The 17,574-nt window shown below is 70.4% G+C and carries 15 protein-coding genes; 11 read left to right on the forward strand and 4 right to left on the reverse strand.

What is annotated here, in order from left to right; genetic code table 11:
* Positions 1–87: 87 nt before the first annotated feature.
* The 5 genes from ACGG9C_RS09695 (at position 88) to treS (ending at position 8,064) form a co-directional block, all read left to right on the forward strand.
* Positions 88–864 (forward strand): nucleoside phosphorylase, encoded by a 777-nt coding sequence (locus ACGG9C_RS09695; RefSeq protein ID WP_194384302.1) that lies wholly within the window; start codon positions 88–90, stop codon positions 862–864.
* A gap of 230 nt (positions 865–1,094) precedes the next feature.
* Positions 1,095–1,931, forward strand: coding sequence for an FAD binding domain-containing protein (locus ACGG9C_RS09700; RefSeq protein WP_194384301.1), 837 nt, complete (start codon positions 1,095–1,097; stop codon positions 1,929–1,931).
* A complete protein-coding gene (locus ACGG9C_RS09705; protein WP_194384300.1) occupies positions 1,928–4,894 on the forward strand; it encodes a molybdopterin cofactor-binding domain-containing protein in 2,967 nt (988 codons plus the stop codon). Before ACGG9C_RS09700 ends, ACGG9C_RS09705 begins: the two co-directional genes overlap by 4 nt.
* Positions 4,895–4,903: 9 nt before the next feature.
* Positions 4,904–5,488, forward strand: coding sequence for a helix-turn-helix domain-containing protein (locus ACGG9C_RS09710; RefSeq protein WP_071044314.1), 585 nt, complete (start codon positions 4,904–4,906; stop codon positions 5,486–5,488).
* A gap of 269 nt (positions 5,489–5,757) precedes the next feature.
* Positions 5,758–8,064 carry a maltose alpha-D-glucosyltransferase gene (gene treS / locus ACGG9C_RS09715; RefSeq protein WP_194384299.1) on the forward strand — a complete coding sequence of 769 codons (2,307 nt, stop codon included), beginning with the start codon at positions 5,758–5,760 and terminating at the stop codon, positions 8,062–8,064.
* 71 nt (positions 8,065–8,135) lie between these two features.
* Here the strand turns inward: treS and ACGG9C_RS09720 are convergent, their stop codons facing one another.
* On the reverse strand, positions 8,136–9,389 hold the full coding sequence (locus tag ACGG9C_RS09720) for a phosphotransferase (protein WP_194384298.1): 1,254 nt from the start codon (positions 9,387–9,389) through the stop codon (positions 8,136–8,138).
* An 89-nt stretch (positions 9,390–9,478) separates the two neighbouring features.
* On the opposite strand from ACGG9C_RS09720, the gene ACGG9C_RS09725 reads away from it, so the two are divergent.
* Positions 9,479–10,123, forward strand: coding sequence for a DUF2087 domain-containing protein (locus ACGG9C_RS09725; RefSeq protein ID WP_194384297.1), 645 nt, complete (start codon positions 9,479–9,481; stop codon positions 10,121–10,123).
* 16 nt (positions 10,124–10,139) lie between these two features.
* On the opposite strand, the gene ACGG9C_RS09730 is transcribed toward ACGG9C_RS09725, so the two are convergent.
* Positions 10,140–10,886 (reverse strand): SDR family oxidoreductase, encoded by a 747-nt coding sequence (locus ACGG9C_RS09730; RefSeq protein ID WP_194384296.1) that lies wholly within the window; start codon positions 10,884–10,886, stop codon positions 10,140–10,142.
* Between the two features lie 158 nt (positions 10,887–11,044).
* On the opposite strand from ACGG9C_RS09730, the gene sigJ reads away from it, so the two are divergent.
* From sigJ to ACGG9C_RS09755, 5 genes are all read left to right on the forward strand, one after another.
* The gene (gene sigJ, locus ACGG9C_RS09735) at positions 11,045–11,911 is read left to right on the forward strand and encodes an RNA polymerase sigma factor SigJ (protein WP_194384295.1); all 867 of its coding nucleotides are present in this window, start codon (positions 11,045–11,047) and stop codon (positions 11,909–11,911) included.
* A gap of 220 nt (positions 11,912–12,131) precedes the next feature.
* Entirely contained in the window at positions 12,132–12,722 is a 591-nt protein-coding gene (locus ACGG9C_RS09740; protein ID WP_390178595.1) for a helix-turn-helix domain-containing protein, read from the forward strand.
* A 110-nt stretch (positions 12,723–12,832) separates the two neighbouring features.
* Complete coding sequence (locus ACGG9C_RS09745; RefSeq protein WP_194384293.1) at positions 12,833–13,900, forward strand: ABC transporter substrate-binding protein; 1,068 nt, start codon at positions 12,833–12,835, stop codon at positions 13,898–13,900.
* Positions 13,901–13,959: 59 nt separating this feature from the next.
* Complete coding sequence (locus ACGG9C_RS09750) at positions 13,960–15,327, forward strand: amidohydrolase family protein (protein ID WP_194384292.1); 1,368 nt, start codon at positions 13,960–13,962, stop codon at positions 15,325–15,327.
* A 42-nt stretch (positions 15,328–15,369) separates the two neighbouring features.
* Positions 15,370–16,221 (forward strand): nitroreductase family protein, encoded by an 852-nt coding sequence (locus ACGG9C_RS09755; protein WP_390178596.1) that lies wholly within the window; start codon positions 15,370–15,372, stop codon positions 16,219–16,221.
* A gap of 50 nt (positions 16,222–16,271) precedes the next feature.
* On the opposite strand, the gene ACGG9C_RS09760 is transcribed toward ACGG9C_RS09755, so the two are convergent.
* Together ACGG9C_RS09760 and ACGG9C_RS09765 are read right to left on the reverse strand one after the other, a co-directional pair.
* The gene (locus ACGG9C_RS09760) at positions 16,272–16,952 is read right to left on the reverse strand and encodes a DUF4166 domain-containing protein (protein WP_228480890.1); all 681 of its coding nucleotides are present in this window, start codon (positions 16,950–16,952) and stop codon (positions 16,272–16,274) included.
* A complete protein-coding gene (locus tag ACGG9C_RS09765; RefSeq protein WP_194384290.1) occupies positions 16,949–17,557 on the reverse strand; it encodes an SRPBCC family protein in 609 nt (202 codons plus the stop codon). Before ACGG9C_RS09765 ends, ACGG9C_RS09760 begins: the two co-directional genes overlap by 4 nt.
* Positions 17,558–17,574 lie beyond the last annotated feature (17 nt).

Below are 17,574 nucleotides of genomic sequence, written 5' to 3' on the forward strand. Positions count from 1 at the left end.
AACCATGGCCTCTCGGCCGAGCACCGGATTCCGGGCGGTTCAGGGCGGGGACACCAGCGCATCCGACGCTGCACCCGAAGGAGAACCATGTCCACCACGCCCGCTCCCGTCGACAAGTCGCAAGCCGGCCTCGACACCCGTCAGTACCACATCGGCATCGCACCGGGTGAGGTGTCGAGCGTCGCCCTGCTGCCGGGCGATCCGTTCCGCGTGCCGCTGGTCGCGGAGTTCCTCACCGACGTGCGGGAGGTCGCGCACAACCGGGAGCACCGCACCATGACCGGCTGGTACAAGGGGCGTCACATCACCGCGACCTCGACGGGTATGGGATGCCCCTCCACGGCCATCGCGGTCGAGGAGCTCGCGCGCGTGGGCGTGACGAGCGTCATCCGCGTCGGGTCGTCGGCGGGGCTGCAGTCGGGCATCGCGCCCGGCGACCTCCTCGTGAGCGAAGGCAGCTACCGAATGGACGGCACGACCGATGCGTACCTCCCTCGCGGCTTCCCGTCGCTGCCGGATGCCGAGCTGACGCTCGCGCTGAAGCGGAACGCGGAGCGGATCGCCACGGCCGCCGGCACGCGCGCGTATACTGGGATCAGCACATCGAGCGACGCCTTCTACGCCGAGACGCCGGAGCTGATCGCGGAGCTGAACGGCATGGGCATCCTCAACATGGAGATGGAGGCCTCGGCGATGTACGTCGTCGCCCGCCTGCGGGGGATGCGTGCCGGCATGGTGTGCGCGGCATCCAGCAACCTCGTCGACGGCGCCTCGGTCTACGGCGACACCAAGCAGGCGCTCAAGGACGGCTGGATGCGCTCGATCGAGGCGGCCCTCGACACCGCCGCCGAGCTCGCGCTCTGACGCCGGCCCGGGTTCCCGGGCTGCGCCGGTGGTGCGGCAAGTGCACGCGTTCTCGGCGAGTGAACGAGGAGGCGACGGTCTCGAGGGCGTGCACTCGGCGAGTTCTCGCGCATTCGACACGGCCGTGAGCACGCGCACGGATGCGCGGGTCGCGCGTGCGAAACACCGGCGTAATGCCGCGGTGGTTGACTCTCCTCACCTGTTCATGTGATCAACATCCCGAGGCGCCCGTGGACATCACGACCATCCGCGACTTCCGTGCCGCGCGCACGGCGGACGACCTCGCCCTCGCCGAGGGTGAGGTCGTCATCGCGGGCGGAACCTGGCTGATGAGCGAACCGCAGCCGGCCACGACCGGCTTCGTCGACCTCATGGCGATGGGCTGGCCGGACCTCGAGGTCACCGCCGAGGGCCTGCGCATCGGCGCCACCTGCACGATCGCGCGCCTCGTGCGCTGGGCCGAGCGCGAGGCTCCCGCGGCCTGGACCGCCGCGCCGCTGGCCGTCGACGCGGCCAACGCGCTGCTCGCGTCGTTCAAGATCTGGAACACCGCCACCGTCGGCGGCAACATCTGCCGCTCGTTCGCGGCAGCCGGCATGGTCGCCTTCACCGTCGCCCTCGACGGGGTCGCGGTGATCTGGTCGCCCGATCCGGACGCACCCGGCACCCTCCGCGAGCGACGCCAACCGGTCGCCGAGATCATCACCGGCAACGGCATGAACTCGCTCGCACGCGGCGATGTGCTGCGCGCGATCGAGATCCCCGACGCCGCCCTGCGGTCGCGTGCCGCGCTGCGCAAGATCGCGCTGGCCGAGCTCGGCCGATCCGGTGCCGTGGTCACCGGGCGCATCGATCCCGACGGCACGAGCGTGTTCGCCGTCACCGCCGCCACCGCCACGCCGACCGTACGGCGGTTCGCCACGCTGCCCGAGGAGCAGGTGCTGACGGATGCCGTCGCCGGCGCATCCGGCTACTACACCGACCCGCTGGGGGCCGCCGACTGGCGTCGCGGGGTGAGCGTCGAGCTGGCGCGGCGCGTGCGGGCGCAGCTGGAGGAGGCCGCGTGAGGTTCGACGTCAACGGCTCCGCCATCGAGGCCGACCCCGCCCCGGGCCAGTGCCTGCGCACGCTGCTGCGCGAGCACGGGCACACCGAGGTGAAGAAGGGATGCGACGCCGGCGACTGCGGCGCCTGCAGCGTGATCCTCGACGGCGAGCCGGTGCACTCCTGCATCATCCCCGCCGCGCGCATGGAAGGCCGCACCGTCACCACCGCCGCCGGTCTCGCCCCGGGCGACGAGCTGCATCCGGTGCAGGAGGCGCTGGTCGAGAACTTCGGCTTCCAGTGCGGATTCTGCACACCCGGCATGGCGGTGACCGCCTCCACCCTGTGCGAGCACGACCTCGACGACCTCGATCGGCGGATGAAGGGGAACCTCTGCCGCTGCACCGGCTACCGCCCCATTCGCGCGTCGATCCGCGAGGCGGTGCTCGGCCCGGTCCGTGAGACCGGCCCAGCCGCGGCGCATCCCCCCTCGGCCACCTCTTCCACCACCACCCCTTCCACACCCACCCCTTCCATGTCCCAACAACCGTCGGCAAAGGCACCTCATACCGACGGAAAGTGGGACATGGATGCAGGTGGCGCGGGCGCAGGTGTGGCAGGATCCGGCGCGGGTGTGGCAGGATCCGGCGCGGGTGTGGCAGGATCCGGCGCGGGTGTGGCAGGATCCGGCGCGGCCGCAGGCGCGGCCGCAGGCGTGGGGCGCTCGACGCAGCCGGAAGCGGCGCGGCGCGTGGTGCAGGGGCTGGAGCCCTACACGTTCGACGACGAGACCACCGGCGCCCTCGTGCTGAAGGTCGTCACCTCGCCCGTGGCGCACGCGCGCATCCGTTCGATCGACACGACGGCGGCGCTCGCGATCCCGGGGGTCGTCGCCGTCTACACGCACGAGGATGCGCCCGCGACCCGCTACTCCTCCGGGCGGCACGAGCACCGCACCGACGATCCCGACGACATGCGGATGCTCGACGACGTCGTGCGCCACATCGGCCAGCGGGTCGCGGCCGTCGTCGCCGAGGACGCCACAGCAGCGGATGCGGCCGTCGCCGCGGTGGTCGTGGTGTACGACGAGCTCCCGGCCGTCTTCGAGCCCGAAGCCGCTCGCGCCCCGGGCGCGCCGCTCCTGCATCCCGACCGCACGCCCGCGGACCGCGTCGTCGAGGCGGCGCGGAACGTGGTCGCCGCGGCCCACAAGACCGTGGGCGACGACCCCGAGGCCGCCCTGACGAACAGCGCCGTGACCGTGAGCGGAACGTGGCAGACATCCCGCGTCTCGCACGCGCAGCTGGAGACGCACGGCGCGATCGGATGGCTGGACGACGATGGGCGCCTGGTCATCCGGTCCTCGACCCAGGTGCCCTTCCTCACCCGCGACGAGCTCTGCCACGTGCTCGACCTCGAGCCCGAGAAGGTGCGCGTGTACGCCCCGCGCGTGGGAGGCGGGTTCGGCGGCAAGCAGGAGATCTTCACCGAAGACCTCGTCGCCCTCGCCGTGCTGCGCACCGGCCGGCGCGTGGCCTACGAGTTCTCGCGCACCGACCAGTTCCAGCGGGCGTCGATGCGGCATCCGATGCGCGTGTCGGTGAGCCTCGGCGCGACCGCGGCCGGCGAGCTGACGGCGATGACGATCGACGTGCTGAGCGACACCGGCGCCTACGGCAACCACGCGATCGGCGTGATGTTCCACGCGGTCGCCGAGTCGCAGCTGCTCTACCGGTGCCCCGCACGACGCATCGATGCCGAAGCGGTGTACACGAACAACGTCCCCTCGGGGGCGTTCCGCGGCTACGGCCTCGGCCAGGTGATCCTCGGGGTGGAATCGGCGATGGACATGCTCGCCGAGAAGCTCGGAATCGATCCGTTCGACCTGCGCCGCATCAACGCCGTGCGCGAGGGCGACGAGCTGCAGGACGACCACCCCCACGACGACGTCGCGTGGGGAAGCTACGGTCTCGATCAGTGCCTCGACCTCGCGCAGGATGCGCTCCGTCGCGGCAACGGCGTCGAGGCCCCCGAGGGCTGGGCGGTCGGCGAGGGCATGGCGGCGTCGATGATCTCGACCATGGCCCCGCGCGGGCACGTCGCGCACGCAACGGTCACCCTCACCCCGGCCGGCACCTACCTGCTGGGCGTCGGCACCGCCGAGTTCGGCAACGGCACCTCGACCGTGCTCCGGCAGATCGCCGCCGACGTGTTCTCCGCCCCCGGCGACCGAGTGCGGCTGTGGCAGGCCGACACGGATGCGGTCGAGCACGACACCGGCGCATTCGCCTCGGCGGGCACGACCGTGGCGGGCAAGGCGCTGTACGCGGCGTGCCTCGCGCTGCGCGAGCGGATGCGGTCTCTTGCCGCCGCGCTCACCGGCACGTCCACGGACGAGGCCGTCGTCACGCCGGACGGGGTCTCGACCCCCGACCGCGTCGTGTCGTTCGCCGAGGTCGTCGCGGCCGCCGCACCCGAGGAGCTTCGCCCGGAGGGACTGCGCGCGGAGGGATGGGAGCGGGGCGACCTGCGCTCGCTCGCCTTCAACGTGCACGCGGTGCGCGTGGCGGTGGACCCGTCGACCGGATCGGTCCGCGTGCTGCAGAGCATCCAATCCGCCGACGCGGGCTTCGTGATGAACCCCGCCCAGTGCCGCGGGCAGGTCGAGGGCGGTGCGGCTCAGGGTCTCGGCAGCGCGCTGTACGAGGAGGTCCTCGTCGAGGACGGGCGCGTGGTGAATCCGGTGTTCCGCACGTACCGGGTGCCGCAGATGGCCGACATCCCCGACACCGAGGTGTACTTCGCCGAGACCCACGACGCGATCGGTCCGTTCGGCGCGAAGTCGATGAGCGAGTCGCCCTACAACCCGGTCGCCCCCGCGGTCGGGAACGCCATCGCGCGAGCCCTCGGCGAGCGCCCGTTCCACCAGCCGTTCACCCGCGAGCGCGTCTGGCGCCTCGCGCAGCGCGCCGGGCAGTCGGGCTAAGGTGAGGCGGTGCCCGCCAGCGACCAGCCCGCTTCGATCGATCAGCTGATCGGCGACCGTCTCGGGCGCGCGATCCGCGAGGCCCGGTCCGAGCGGAAGCTGTCGATGCGGGCCCTGGCCACGACCGCCGAGATCAGCCAGCCGTTCCTCAGCCAGATCGAGAGCGGGCAGACGATGCCCTCGCTCATCACGCTGTACCGCATCGCGAACGCGCTGGACATGTCCCCGTCGGCCCTGCTGCCGGCCGATCCCGACCCCGACGTCGTGCACGTCTCGCGCGCCGCCGATGCGCGCTGGGTGCCGGTCTCCGAGGCGCCCGACACGGCGCACACCCGCGTGATCCACGCCGGTGTCACATCGCTCCAGGAGTACCTGGTCAGACCCGGCGAGCGCGTCGGCGACTGGTTCGAGTCCGACGGCGAGGTCGTGCACTACGTCATCGAGGGCTCCCTCGCACTCGAGATCGAAGGCCTCGGCGTGTGGGAACTGAGCGAGGGGGATGCGATCGCCCACCCGGGAGCGCTCCGCAACCGCTGGCAGTCCCGCGGCGACGGCTCCGCCCGCGTCGCGCTCATCTACACCGCCGGCTCCTGACACCGCACGACCCGCAGCGCTGTCCCACCCGCATCCTCCGGCTCTGACACCGCGCCTCGCCGCCGCGCCGTGCCGGCCCGTCGCCGTTCACAACTCCTCACATCCGGGTCATCGTGGCCGCTCCTTCCCCCTCCACCGCCTCATCCGGTCGATCGTGAGGAGTTGTGAACGGGAGAAGCGCGTGCCCGCGCGACGCGCCGGCCCATACCGCGTCCGCGTCAGGGTGTCGACTCCTCGTTTCCGCGACGGATCCTCCGTAGGTTGGACACATGGCGCGAGACGAGCACCGGCCCGAGGAGCTGTACACCGGTCCCATCGATCTGCCCGGCCTGCGCGAGCTCGCCGAGGCGGAGTCCGAGGTCGACCCGCCGGAGATCACGTACGACGAGCAGCGTTATCCGGCCCGTCCGCGGCGGCTGCGTCCGCGCGACCAGCTGCGCCGCGGCGGCGTGCGGCGCCGGGCGACGGATCCGCGAACCGCGAACGGCACCAACCCTCGTTACGTCGAGTGGCTCGTGAACCAGTCGATGCTCCATGACGCCGACGTGCTCGCACGCGAGGTGTCGGGGCAGCCGGCGATGTGGCGCAACCCCTACGCGAGACCGGATGCGCGCCGCGCGATCGCGGCGACCGACGTGTGGTTCACGGCGTATCCGATCTCGCTCATCACCCGTCCGGGGCAGTCGTTCCTGTCCGCCCTCGGCGAGGAGCAGCTGTGGGCGGCATTCGAGCGCATCGGCATCACGGCGATTCACACCGGTCCGGTCAAGCGCGCGGGCGGCATCGCGGGATGGGTCGACACCCCGAGCGTCGACGGTCACTTCGACCGCATCAGCACGCAGATCGACCCCACCTTCGGAACGGATGACCAGTTCCGTGCGCTGTGCGATGCGGCAGAAGGCCACGGCGGCAGCATCATCGACGACATCGTTCCCGGTCACACCGGCAAGGGCGCCGACTTCCGCCTCGCCGAGATGGGGTACAGGGACTACCCCGGGATCTACCACATGGTCGAGATCCAGCCGGAGGACTGGGGGCTCCTCCCCGACGTGCCCGACGGCGTCGACAGCGTCAACCTCGACCCGGCGACCGAGCACGAGCTCGCCGAGCGCGGGTACATCATCGGCGCCCTGCAGCGCGTCATCTTCTACACGCCGGGCGTGAAGGAGACCAACTGGAGTGCGACCACACCCGTCGCCGGCCCGGACGGCGTCACCCGGCGGTGGGTGTACCTGCACTACTTCAAGCAGGGGCAGCCCTCGATCAACTGGCTCGACCCCACGTTCGCCGGCATGCGCCTCGTGATCGGCGACGCCCTCCACTCGCTCGGCGAGCTGGGGACGACCGCGCTGCGCCTGGACGCCAACGGCTTCCTCGGCGTGGAGAAGAGCGCGGAGGGACTCCCGGCGTGGTCGGAGGGGCATCCGCTCTCGCACGCGGCGAACCACATCATCGGCGGGATGGTGCGCAAGGTCGGCGGCTTCACCTTCCAAGAGCTGAACCTGACGATGGAGGATATCCGCGACACCGGTGCGGTGGGTGCCGACCTGTCCTACGACTTCGTCGGTCGCCCCGGTTACCACCACGCCCTCGCCACCGGTCAGACCGAGTTCCTGCGCCTCGCGCTCACGACGTCGCTCGAGCTCGGCGTGGAGCCGGTGCAGCTCGTGCACGGACTGCAGAACCACGACGAGCTCACCTACGAGCTGGTGCACTGGGCGACCCGGCACGCCGACGATGAGTACCGCTTCCGCGGGGCCGAGATCACCGGCGGCGACCTCGCCGAACTCGTGCGGGCGGAGCTCACCGAGAGTCTCACGGGCACCGCGGACTACAACCGGGTCTTCACGCAGAACGGCATCGCGTGCACGACGACCTCCCTCATCGCCGCGACGCGCGGCTTCGCGCGCCTCGACGACATCACCGAAGCCGACGTGCCCACGATCCGCGACGCGCACCTGCTGCTGTGCGCCTACAACGCGTGGCAGCCGGGCGTGTTCGCCCTGTCGGGCTGGGATCTCACCGGGATGCTCACCGTGGCGCCCGACGAGGTCGCCGACCTCGTCGCATCCGGAGACACCCGGTGGATCGAGCGCGGCGCACACGACCTGCTCGACGTGGCCCCCAAGGCGACCGGATCGGCGGCGGGGATGCCACGCGCCCGCTCGCTCTACGGGCCCCTCCCCGCGCAGCTCGACGAACCCGAGTCCTTCGCGTCGCGGCTCAGTGAGGTGCTCGAACTGCGCCGGCGGCACGGCATCGCCACCGCGACCCAGGTCGACATCCCCCAGGTCGCCCACGCCGGGATGCTCGTGCTGGTGCACCGTCTCGACGAGGGTGATCCGCAGGCCGAGGCCCCGTTGCAGGTGACCGTGCTGAACTTCGCCGGCGAACCGACCGAGGGAACCGTGCACTCGGACCACCTCACGCCGGGCGCCGAGGTCATCGACGAGGCGAGCGGCGAGTCGGTCGGAACCGTCGACGATCTGCACAGCTTCTCGGTCTCGCTGCCCGCATACGGCGCGATGTTCCTCCTGCTCGAGGCACCGGAGTCATCCGAGGAACCGGCGGACTGACTCCGGGCGGCGGACGTTCAGGCGGGCAGACGTGCCCAGGCGGGTGGTGCCCGGGAGGTGCCGGATGCGGCTCAGGCGGCGCGGAAGGTGAGCGCGGCGTCGATTCCGGCGAGCGGCACGGGCAGCCAGTCGGGCCGGTTGCGGGCCTCGTAGATGGTCTCGTAGACCGCCTTGTCGAGCACGAGCGCACGCAGCAGCGTGCCGTCGAGGTCGGCTGAGCCGGCGGCGGTGGCGTAGGCGTCGATGAAGACCCGCTGGCAATCGGCCGTCCAGGTCGCCGCATCGGGGCCGCCGCCGACCGCGCCGGCGTAGTCGAAGGAGCGCAGCATGCCCGCGACGTCGCGCAACGCGAGATCCGGGATCGCCCGCTCCTCCATCGGCCGCAGCGGCTCGCCCTCGAAGTCGACCAGACGCCAGCCACGGCCGGGCACCGCCAGCACCTGACCGAGGTGCAGGTCGCCGTGGATGCGCTGCAGTCGCGGCCACGCCTCGTCGAGCGCGGCGCGGTAGACGGCGTCGATGGCGTCGACCCGATCGGCGACGGCGGGCACCTCGGATGCCGCGATCCGCAGCCGCCGCTGCCAGGTGTCGCCGGTGGCCGCCACCAGGTCGGGGGCGGCATCGGCGGTGTCCAGCGTGACGCTGAGGGCTCCGTGCACGCCGGCGACCGCGATCGCGAGATCCCGCGCGGCGTCGGTGAAATCGCGGCCTTCGCGGGCGGCATCCAAAGCGATCGCCCACCCGTCGCGCACGCCCGGGAGGAACTCCTGCGCGAAGCCGAGCGTGCCGTGCGCGGAGCCCGCCTCGCGTCCGACATCCGGCCATGACGCGTCCTTGCTGCCGAAGAACCGCGGGATGTAGGGCGAGCCGGCGGCGCTGAGGGCGCGCTGAACGGTCACATCGGGATTCTCGCCGTGGTGAAGGGTGCGGAAGAGCTTCAGGATGATCGTTGGCTCACCCCGCTCCTCGAACACGATGGACGTGTTGGACTGTTCGCCGGTGAGCACGCGCGCGCCGGTCACGCGGCGCACATCCACCCCCATTTCGGCGAGTGTGTCGATGGCGAAGTCCTGCTGCCGAGCGGCATCGACGAGGGCGCTGCCGTCGCGCGGGTCGATGACGTCGGCGTCGTCGACCGACGACGCCTGCACGAGGGGGACGTGGTAGAGGGTGGGCAGCGTTCCGGCGTCGTCCATGACGAGATAGCGGGTGCTGCCGGCCGGCCCGGGTTGCGCGTCGAGGATCCGCAGGCGCGGCTGGTGCCCTTTACCGGCATACCAGCGCTGAGTCGTCATCCAGGCCGCGAGCGCATCGATGAAGTCCACGCTCCACCGTGGCGTGGATCGGATGCTCGCCACAAGGGGTGGACGCGGGCGGTCATGGCGTGCAACCCTGCACCGCCTACCGTGGAGGGATGAGCGAGCAGCCCAGGGCGGTGGGACCCGCGGAGGTCGCGCCGCGGCGATGGCGCGCGGTGATCGCGGCGCTGGCCAACGAGTCGGCGCGACGCGTCTACGCCGAGCTGATCCTCGGCGTCGAGAGCACCACCCTGGCCTCCCTGTCGCCATCGCGACGTCGCCAGATCACGAAGGTGCTGACGCAGTCCGGCCTCGTCTCGGAGAAGGACGGACGCCTCGTCGCCGGCAACGCCGTCTTCGCAGACCTGCTGGCCTCGGCACCGCCGACGCCGAAACCCGCCGGGCTCGACCGGTTCTTCGACGAGCAGGGTCGCATCGCGGTCTACCCGTCGAACGCGACGATCCGCGGCGAGCTCCTCGCCGCGATCGCCCCGTCGATCCTGAAGCCCGGCGAGGTGCTGAGCGAGCAGCGGATCAACGCCCGGTTGAGCGACGTCACGCATGATGTCGCGGTTCTTCGGCGCCACCTCGTCGACCACGGCCTGATCGAACGCACGCCATCCGGCACCGCATACTCCCTCGTGGCGCCCGAATCTGCGGAGACGGACGTTCCGCGCGTTCACAACTCCTCAATTTCGCCCACCGATGTGCCCGGGACGGACTTTTCGACCCCTCGTGGCCGAGATCTTGAGGAGTTGTGAACGGCGAGGTCCTCGCTCAGCCCGTGGTGCGCTCCAGCCAGGCGTCGAAGGTCTCGACGCCGAGCTCCGCCCCGGCACTCGGCAGCAGGGTGCCGTCTCGCTGGGCCTTGCCGAGCCCGCCGGGCAGCGGGACGGCCGGAATCCACCCGCGGTGCCCGGATGCGCGAGCCCACCGGCGAACCATGTCGACCAGCGACTCCTCGCGGGGACCCGCGAGCTCGACATAGCCACCGCGCGCGGGGGATTCCACCAGGTCGACCAGGCGCGACGCAACCTCGCGCGCGGCGATCGGCTGCGTACGCATCTTCGGTGCGAGGTGCAGCGGCCCGGCATGCGCGGTGGCGTAGATCTGCTCGGCGAATTCGTGGAACTGCGTCGCCCGCAGGATCGTCCACGGCACCGGCCCGGCCTCGATGGCGATCTCCTGCGCGCGCTTGCCGGCGTAGTAGTCGAACGGGGCGCGCTCCACGCCGACGATCGACAGCGCGACATGCCGTTCGATGCCGGCGCGCTGCTCGGCGGCGAGGAGCGTGCGGGTCGCCGTCTCGAAGAAGTCGGTGGACGCATCCGCATTCATCGTTCCCACGTTCGTCACGTCGACGACCGCATCTGCGCCGCGCAGGGCGGCGTCGACGCCCGCGCCCGTGACCACATCGACGCCGCGCGAGCGCGCCAGCACGACGACCTCGTGTCCTCGCGCGGTGGCATCGTCGACGACGAGCCCGCCCATCAGTCCCGTCCCCCCGGCGATTGCGACTCTCATGCTCTTCCTCTCTGTTGCGGATGCCTCGATCGGCCCCTCTGACGGATCGACGACGCAGCCCCGCCGAACGTGAGCCTCACACATCCATCCGGTTCCTCGTCGTGTTGTCAGAGGGCGCGATGATGGACACGACCGCCGCCCAGAGAGGAAGGCACTCGATGACCGACGACCTCACCTCCACGCTCGATGCTGAGCGGCCGGCGTTGCGGGGGCTCGCGTATCGCATGCTGGGCAGCCTGAGCGATGCCGAGGATGCGTTCGTGCGGTGGGTGCGCCTGACGAATGAGCAACGGGCGTCGATCGAGAATCCGGGGGCGTGGATGATGCGGGTGACCTCGCGCATCTGCCTCGACATGCTCGGGTCTGCCCGCGCACGTCGAGAGACCTACGTCGGGCCGTGGCTCCCCGAACCGGTTCCCGCGCTGGCAGAGCCGCCGGTGTCGGATCCTCTCGAGCGGGTCACCCTCGACGACTCGGTGAGCATGGCGCTGCAGGTCGTGCTCGACACGCTCACCCCGGCCGAGCGGGTGGCGTTCGTGCTGCATGACGTGTTCGAGCTGCCGTTCGCGCAGATCGCCGAGACCGTCGGACGGTCGGTGGAGGCGACGCGGCAGCTGGCCTCTTCCGCCCGCCGCAAGGTGCGTTCCCGCACCGAGAACGCCGCCCCGCGCGAGCGGCACGACGCGGTCGCGGCCGCTTTCGCCGCCGCGACCGGAGCCGGGGACTTCGATGCACTGGTCGCGCTCCTCGATCCGGATGTGGCGCTCACCTCCGACGGGGGCGGCAAGGTCAGCGCGGCGCGGCGACCGGTGCTCGGCGCGGTCAACGTGGCCCGCTTCATCCTGGGGGTGCTCACCCAGCGCCCGGATGCGCGGGTCGACCCGATCGCAACGGCCGACGGGCTCGGCTTCATCGTCAGCGAGAACGCGGTGGTCGACACCGTCATGGTGCTGGGGGTCCGCGCCGACCGCGTGTCGGACGTGTGGCTCGTGCGCAATCCCGACAAGCTCACCAGCTGGCGCTGACCCGGCCCCCAGGCCACCCCTACCTGGTCGTTGAGCGAGGAGCGCAGCGACGAGGCGAATCGCACGCCGCCCACGTTTCGTCTCGCTCCGCTCGCTCAACGACCGAAGGTGACGCCCCGGCCCGCTCAACGACCGAAGGTGACGCCCCGGCCCGCTCAACGACCGAGGAGGACGCCACCGTTCGCTCAACGACCGGCGCATGGCCGTCTATCGTGGGAGCGTGTCCGAGCAGCGCGCCACCGTCTCCGACGCCGCGATCAGCTCACTGCTCGGCGCGGCGATCCGCGAGGCGCGCCAGTCGCGCAAGCTCTCGATGCGAGCCCTCGCGGCGAGCGCGAACGTGAGCCAGCCGTTCCTCAGCACCGTGGAGAGCGGGCAGACGATGCCGTCGCTGGCATCGCTGTATCGCATCGCGGCGGCGCTCGAGGTGTCGCCGTCGCACCTCCTCCCGGCGGCGGGGGAACCGGAGCCGATCACGGTGTCGCGACGGGATGCCAGCGGGTGGGCGCCGATCACCGACCATCCGGACACGGGATTTCACCGCGTGGTGTCCTCGGGCACCGCCCGACGGGCGACGGTGCAGGAGTACGTGCTCGAGCCCGGGCAGCGTCTGGGCGACTGGTACCAGTCCGACGGTCAGCTCACCGTCTACGTCGCGGAGGGATCGATCACGGTCGAGGTCGAGGGTCGCGGCTCGTGGGAGCTCGACGAGGGTGAGGCGATCGCGCATCCCGGGGCCCTTCGAAACCACTGGTCGGTGCGGGGGAACGGGCGCACCCGCATCGTGCTGGTGTACGCCGGCGACAGCTGACCGCAGGAAACACATCCGTAACGTCATCGCTATTTGTTATCAACGATAGCTATCTACTATCGATCGCATCCCGACCCGCGTGTCCTGTGACACCCCACGAAAGACGATCGATGGCATTCCTCACCCGCAGCATCGGTGTCGCCGCCGCGTTGGCCGCCTCGGCCCTCGCCCTCTCGGCGTGCTCCGGCACCTCCACCTCCGACACGACCTCCGGCTCCACAGCCGCCGCATCCGCCGACGACTTCGGCGACCTCACCGTCCAGCTGAGCTGGATCAAGAACGAGGAGTTCTCCGGCGAGTACATCGCCGACACCGAGGGCTACTACGACGAGGCCGGCTTCGACTCGGTCAGCCTCGTGCCCGGACCGTCGTCGGGCGCGACCGAACTCATCAGCGGCACCGCCGATGTCGCGATCAGCGACGCGGTCTCCATCGGCTCGGTCGTCGCGAGCGAGGGTGCGCCCTTGAAGATCGTGGGCGCACTGTTCCAGAAGAACCCGTTCTCGGTCCTCTCCCTGGCCGATGCCGGAAACATCGCGACGCCCGAAGACCTCATCGGCAAGCGCATCGGCGTGCAGGATTCCAATCGCGCGATCTTCGACGCACTCCTCCTGGCGAACGACATCGGAGCGGATGAGGTCGAGATCGTGCCGGTGCAGTACGACACATCGCCCCTGACCACCGGTGAAGTCGACGGCTTCATCTCGTACCTCACCAACGAGTCCCTCACCGTTGCGATGGAGGGCTACGACACGGTCGACCTGGCGTTCGCCGACAACGGCCTGCCGTTCGTCGCGAAGACCTACACGGTCACCGACGAGACGATCGAGAACGACCGCGAGATGGTGAAGGCTTTCCTCGAGGCCGAGATCCGCGGCTGGACCGAGGCCCTCGCCGATCCCGCCGTCGGCGTCGAGCTGGCCATGACGGAGTACGGCGCCGATCTCGGGCTCGACGAGGAGCACTCGCTCGCGGGCGCCGAGGCGCAGGTCGCCCTCATCAGCACCGACGAGACGCTCGAGAACGGCCTGTTCACCATTTCGGATGCGTTGGTCGAGGAGAACCTCGCCAGCCTCGCCGCGGCCGGGATCGACATCGACGCGGAGGCGCTGTTCGACCTGTCACTGCTGGCCGAGGTGTATGACGAGAACCCCGACCTCGTCGCCTACGAGCAGTAGAGTCCTTCCTCCCGGGGGCGGCGCAGTCGCGCCGCCCCTTCCCTCGTGAAAGCGCGCACATGACCTCCACCCTGCTGGTTCCCGACGCCGTCGTGACCATGAACGACTCGCTCGACGTCCTGACCGACACGGCCGTGCTGGTCTCCGGCGACACGATCACCGCCGTCGGTGCCGCCGCCGACCTCGCGGCGCAGCATCCGCATGCCGAGCGGGTCGACCTCACCGACCGCGTCCTCATGCCGGGCCTGGTCAACGCCCACCACCATTCCGGGATGCTGCGGGGCACCGCCGAGCACCTGCCGGTGTGGGAGTGGCTGCGGCTGCACATCGACCCGATGCACCGCGTGCTGCGGCCCGACGAGGCCGAGGCGGCCGCGTGGCTCTGCTACGCGGAGGGCCTCCTGTCGGGCACCACGACCGTGGTCGACATGTGGCGGTACATGGATGGCGCCGCCCGCGCCGCCCAGACGCTCGGCAACCGCGTCGTGACCGTGAACTACGTCGGCGAGCATCCGGACTTCGACTACTTCGACACCCTCGACGACAACGAGCGAATGCTGCGCGAGTGGACCGGGGCCGCCGGTGGCCGCATCATGCCCTGGGTGGGGCTCGAGCACTGGTTCTACGCCGATGAGGCCGGCCAGAAGCGCGCGATCGACATGGCGCGCCACTTCGACACCGGCATCTACACGCACTGCAGCGAGTCCGAGGTCGAACTGGCCGACTTCGACAGCCGATACGGGATGCGGCCCATGCACGCACTCGACAAGCACGGCTTCTTCGACACTCCCCGCGCGATGCTCGCTCACGCGGTGTGGCTCGATCAGTCCGAGGTCGACCTGATCGCCGAGCGCGGCGTCGGCGTGTCGCACAACCCGATCTCCAACATGAAGCTCGCCTCCGGCATGGCGCCGGTCGCCGAGATGCTCGCCGCCGGGGTCAACGTCGGGCTCGGCACCGACGGCGAGAAGGAGAACAACAACCTCGACATGTTCGAGGAGATGAAGGTCGCCTCGCTCCTCGGCAAGCTGCGGTCGATGGATGCCGCCGCGATGGACTCGTGGCAGGTCATGCACATGGCCACCCACGGCGGTGCCGCAGCCATCGGTCAGGGCGACCGGCTCGGCCGAATCGCGCCCGGCTTCCAAGCGGACCTCGTCGCGGTGCGCACCGACACGCCCCGCATGACACCGTTCCTCCCCTCCGGCGGCTACGCCAACATCCACCACAACCTCGTGCACGCAGTGCGCGGGTCGGACGTCGACCTGACGATGGTCGCCGGCGAGGTCGTGGTGCGCGGCGGCGAGCTCGTCACGGCCGATGTCGCCGAGCTCATCGCCCGCGTGCGAACTCTGGTGCCGGGACTGTTCGAGCGCCGACAGGAGTGGCTCGACGCCCATGGCGATCCCGAGGGCCTGTTCCACTGACGTCGAGGGAATACCTGGCGGCGGGTTATCGTCGTCCCTGACATGACCGAATCAGCGACGACGACCTCGACGACCCCCGACGCCGACGCCATCGATGAAAGCCTCGGCGCACGATACGGCGACGCCGCCCCCGACACGATCGAGTCGGTGAACGATGTCATCGCGCTGCAGTTGCGCCATCGGTCGGTGCGGCAGGTCACGTCGGAGGACGTCTCCGACGACGCGGTCACCGCGATCATCGCGGCGGCGCAGTCGGCGTCGACGAGCTCGAACATGCAGTCGTGGTCGGTCATCGAGATCCGCGACCCCGAGCGCAAGTCGGCGGCATCCGAACTTGCCGGCGACCAGGAGTTCATCCGGCAGGCACCGGTCTTCCTCGTGTTCATCGCCGACTGGGCGCGCAACCGCGCGATCGCGAAGCACCACGATCAGCCCGATGCCGGCATCGACTATCTCGAGAGCACGCTGGTGTCCTTCGTGGATGCGGGTGTCGCCGCGCAGAACGCCGCGATCGCCGCCGAGTCGCTGGGTCTGGGCATCACCTACGTCGGGTCGGTGCGGAACAACCCGATCGCCCTCAGCGAGCTGCTCCAGTTGCCCGCCGGGGCGTTCCCGGTCGCGGGGATGGCCATCGGGCATCCGCATCCCGATGACGCGGCCCGGGTCAAGCCGCGCCTGCCGCAGGACGTCGTGCGCCACCGCGAGACCTACACCAGGCCTGCGGACTCAGCGATCGACGCCTACGACGACGCACTCTCCGCCTACTACGCCTCCCAGGGCAGCGCGCGGCCGTGGACGCCGACCGTGCTCGCTCGCGTGCGCGACGAGGCGAGTCTGCGCGGTCGGCACGTAATGCGCGACGCCCTGGAGCAGCGCGGCCTGCCTTCGAGGTAGGGAACACGGCCGCCCCTAGGCCGAGATCGCCCCGCACCTGGTCGCGCCGGTCAGAGCCGGTGCTCGTGACGGACGGGCTTGAGGCGGTCGGGTGCGTCGCTCGCCGCGGGATACTCGCACGTGAACCAGCCCTCGTAGCCGAAGAGGAACCCGAACAGGCGATTGCGCACCTCCAGGGAGATGTGAAAGGCGCCGACCGTGTCGTCGTAGTGCTCGTGTAGCTCCGCACGCCCGGAGAAGAGCATCGGGAAGCGGAACGCCACCGGCCCCTCGTAGAACCGCTGCGCGTCGGATCTCAGGATGAGACCGCCACGATCGTCGACCTCCAGGTGCAGATCGACGGCCAGGTGCTGGTGCGTCCCGAGGTAGTCCACGATCGTGCCGCGATCGGAGTCCAGCACCATCGTCGCGTCGAATCGAGCGGGTTTCGTGCGCGCACGATATTCGCGCACGAACGTCACCGTCTCGCGACCGAGCGGGTCACGGTACGGATAGTTCTCGATGATGAAGGGCACGTCCGTTCCGGTGTCGGCGACGAGGATGTGGCGGAGCCGGCCGATGAGCAGGAACGGCACGGTCCACCACGGGCCGCGCCGGATGCGGGTCATCGTGCCGCGCCCGACGCACGCGTAGCCGTCGGCCAGGGAGACACCGAACCGGCGCTGCATCATCGGATGCAACCGGTTGAAGTCGTCGCCGAGCGCTGATCGGAAGATCGCCTTCTCGCTCACGAGATCGCCACCTCCCGCAGGTTCTCGGGCGCGTCAGCCATGGCACCCTTCGGCGGTGGCGTCGTACGACACCGTGATGCTCGCGGCCGATCGGCTCGCCAGAGGGCGAGCGCCGAGCGCAGCCTCCATCGCGGCTGGGTCTCTTCCGACTCCGCCCAGATGCGCAGCCGGTCGAAACTCCACGCCGTCATCCACAGGATGACGGGGCGCATCACGATATCCAGCAGAGGGCCCCAGCCAGGGCGGTAGTCGTAGCCGGTGATGAAACGGACACCGCCGTCGGTGGGGACGTATCGCCAGTACCCGCGTCCGCTGCGCAACGGCGAGGTGCGGTCGTCGGTGGAGAATCCGAGCGCGGAGGTGCGTGTGCCATCGGCGCGTTCCTTCTCGCCGAGAGAGACGCCCTCGCCGCGGATGACGTGGAAGGGCAGCGCGCGTTCGTATCGGAACCGCGTGCGCCCGGCGTCATCCGTTCCGATCGGCTGGATCGCGCTGAACCGCAGGTCCCAGAGAGGATGGAGTTCCGGACTCTGCGTGAGGGTCCAGACCCGCTCGACGTCGGCGCGGATGAACGTCTCGACGTACAGCGGTCGTCCCCCGGTCATCGCGCCCCTCTCGCTCA

This window comes from Microbacterium sp. MTN4-26, assembly GCF_042846595.1.
Taxonomy (GTDB): Bacteria; Actinomycetota; Actinomycetes; order Actinomycetales; family Microbacteriaceae; genus Microbacterium; species Microbacterium luteum.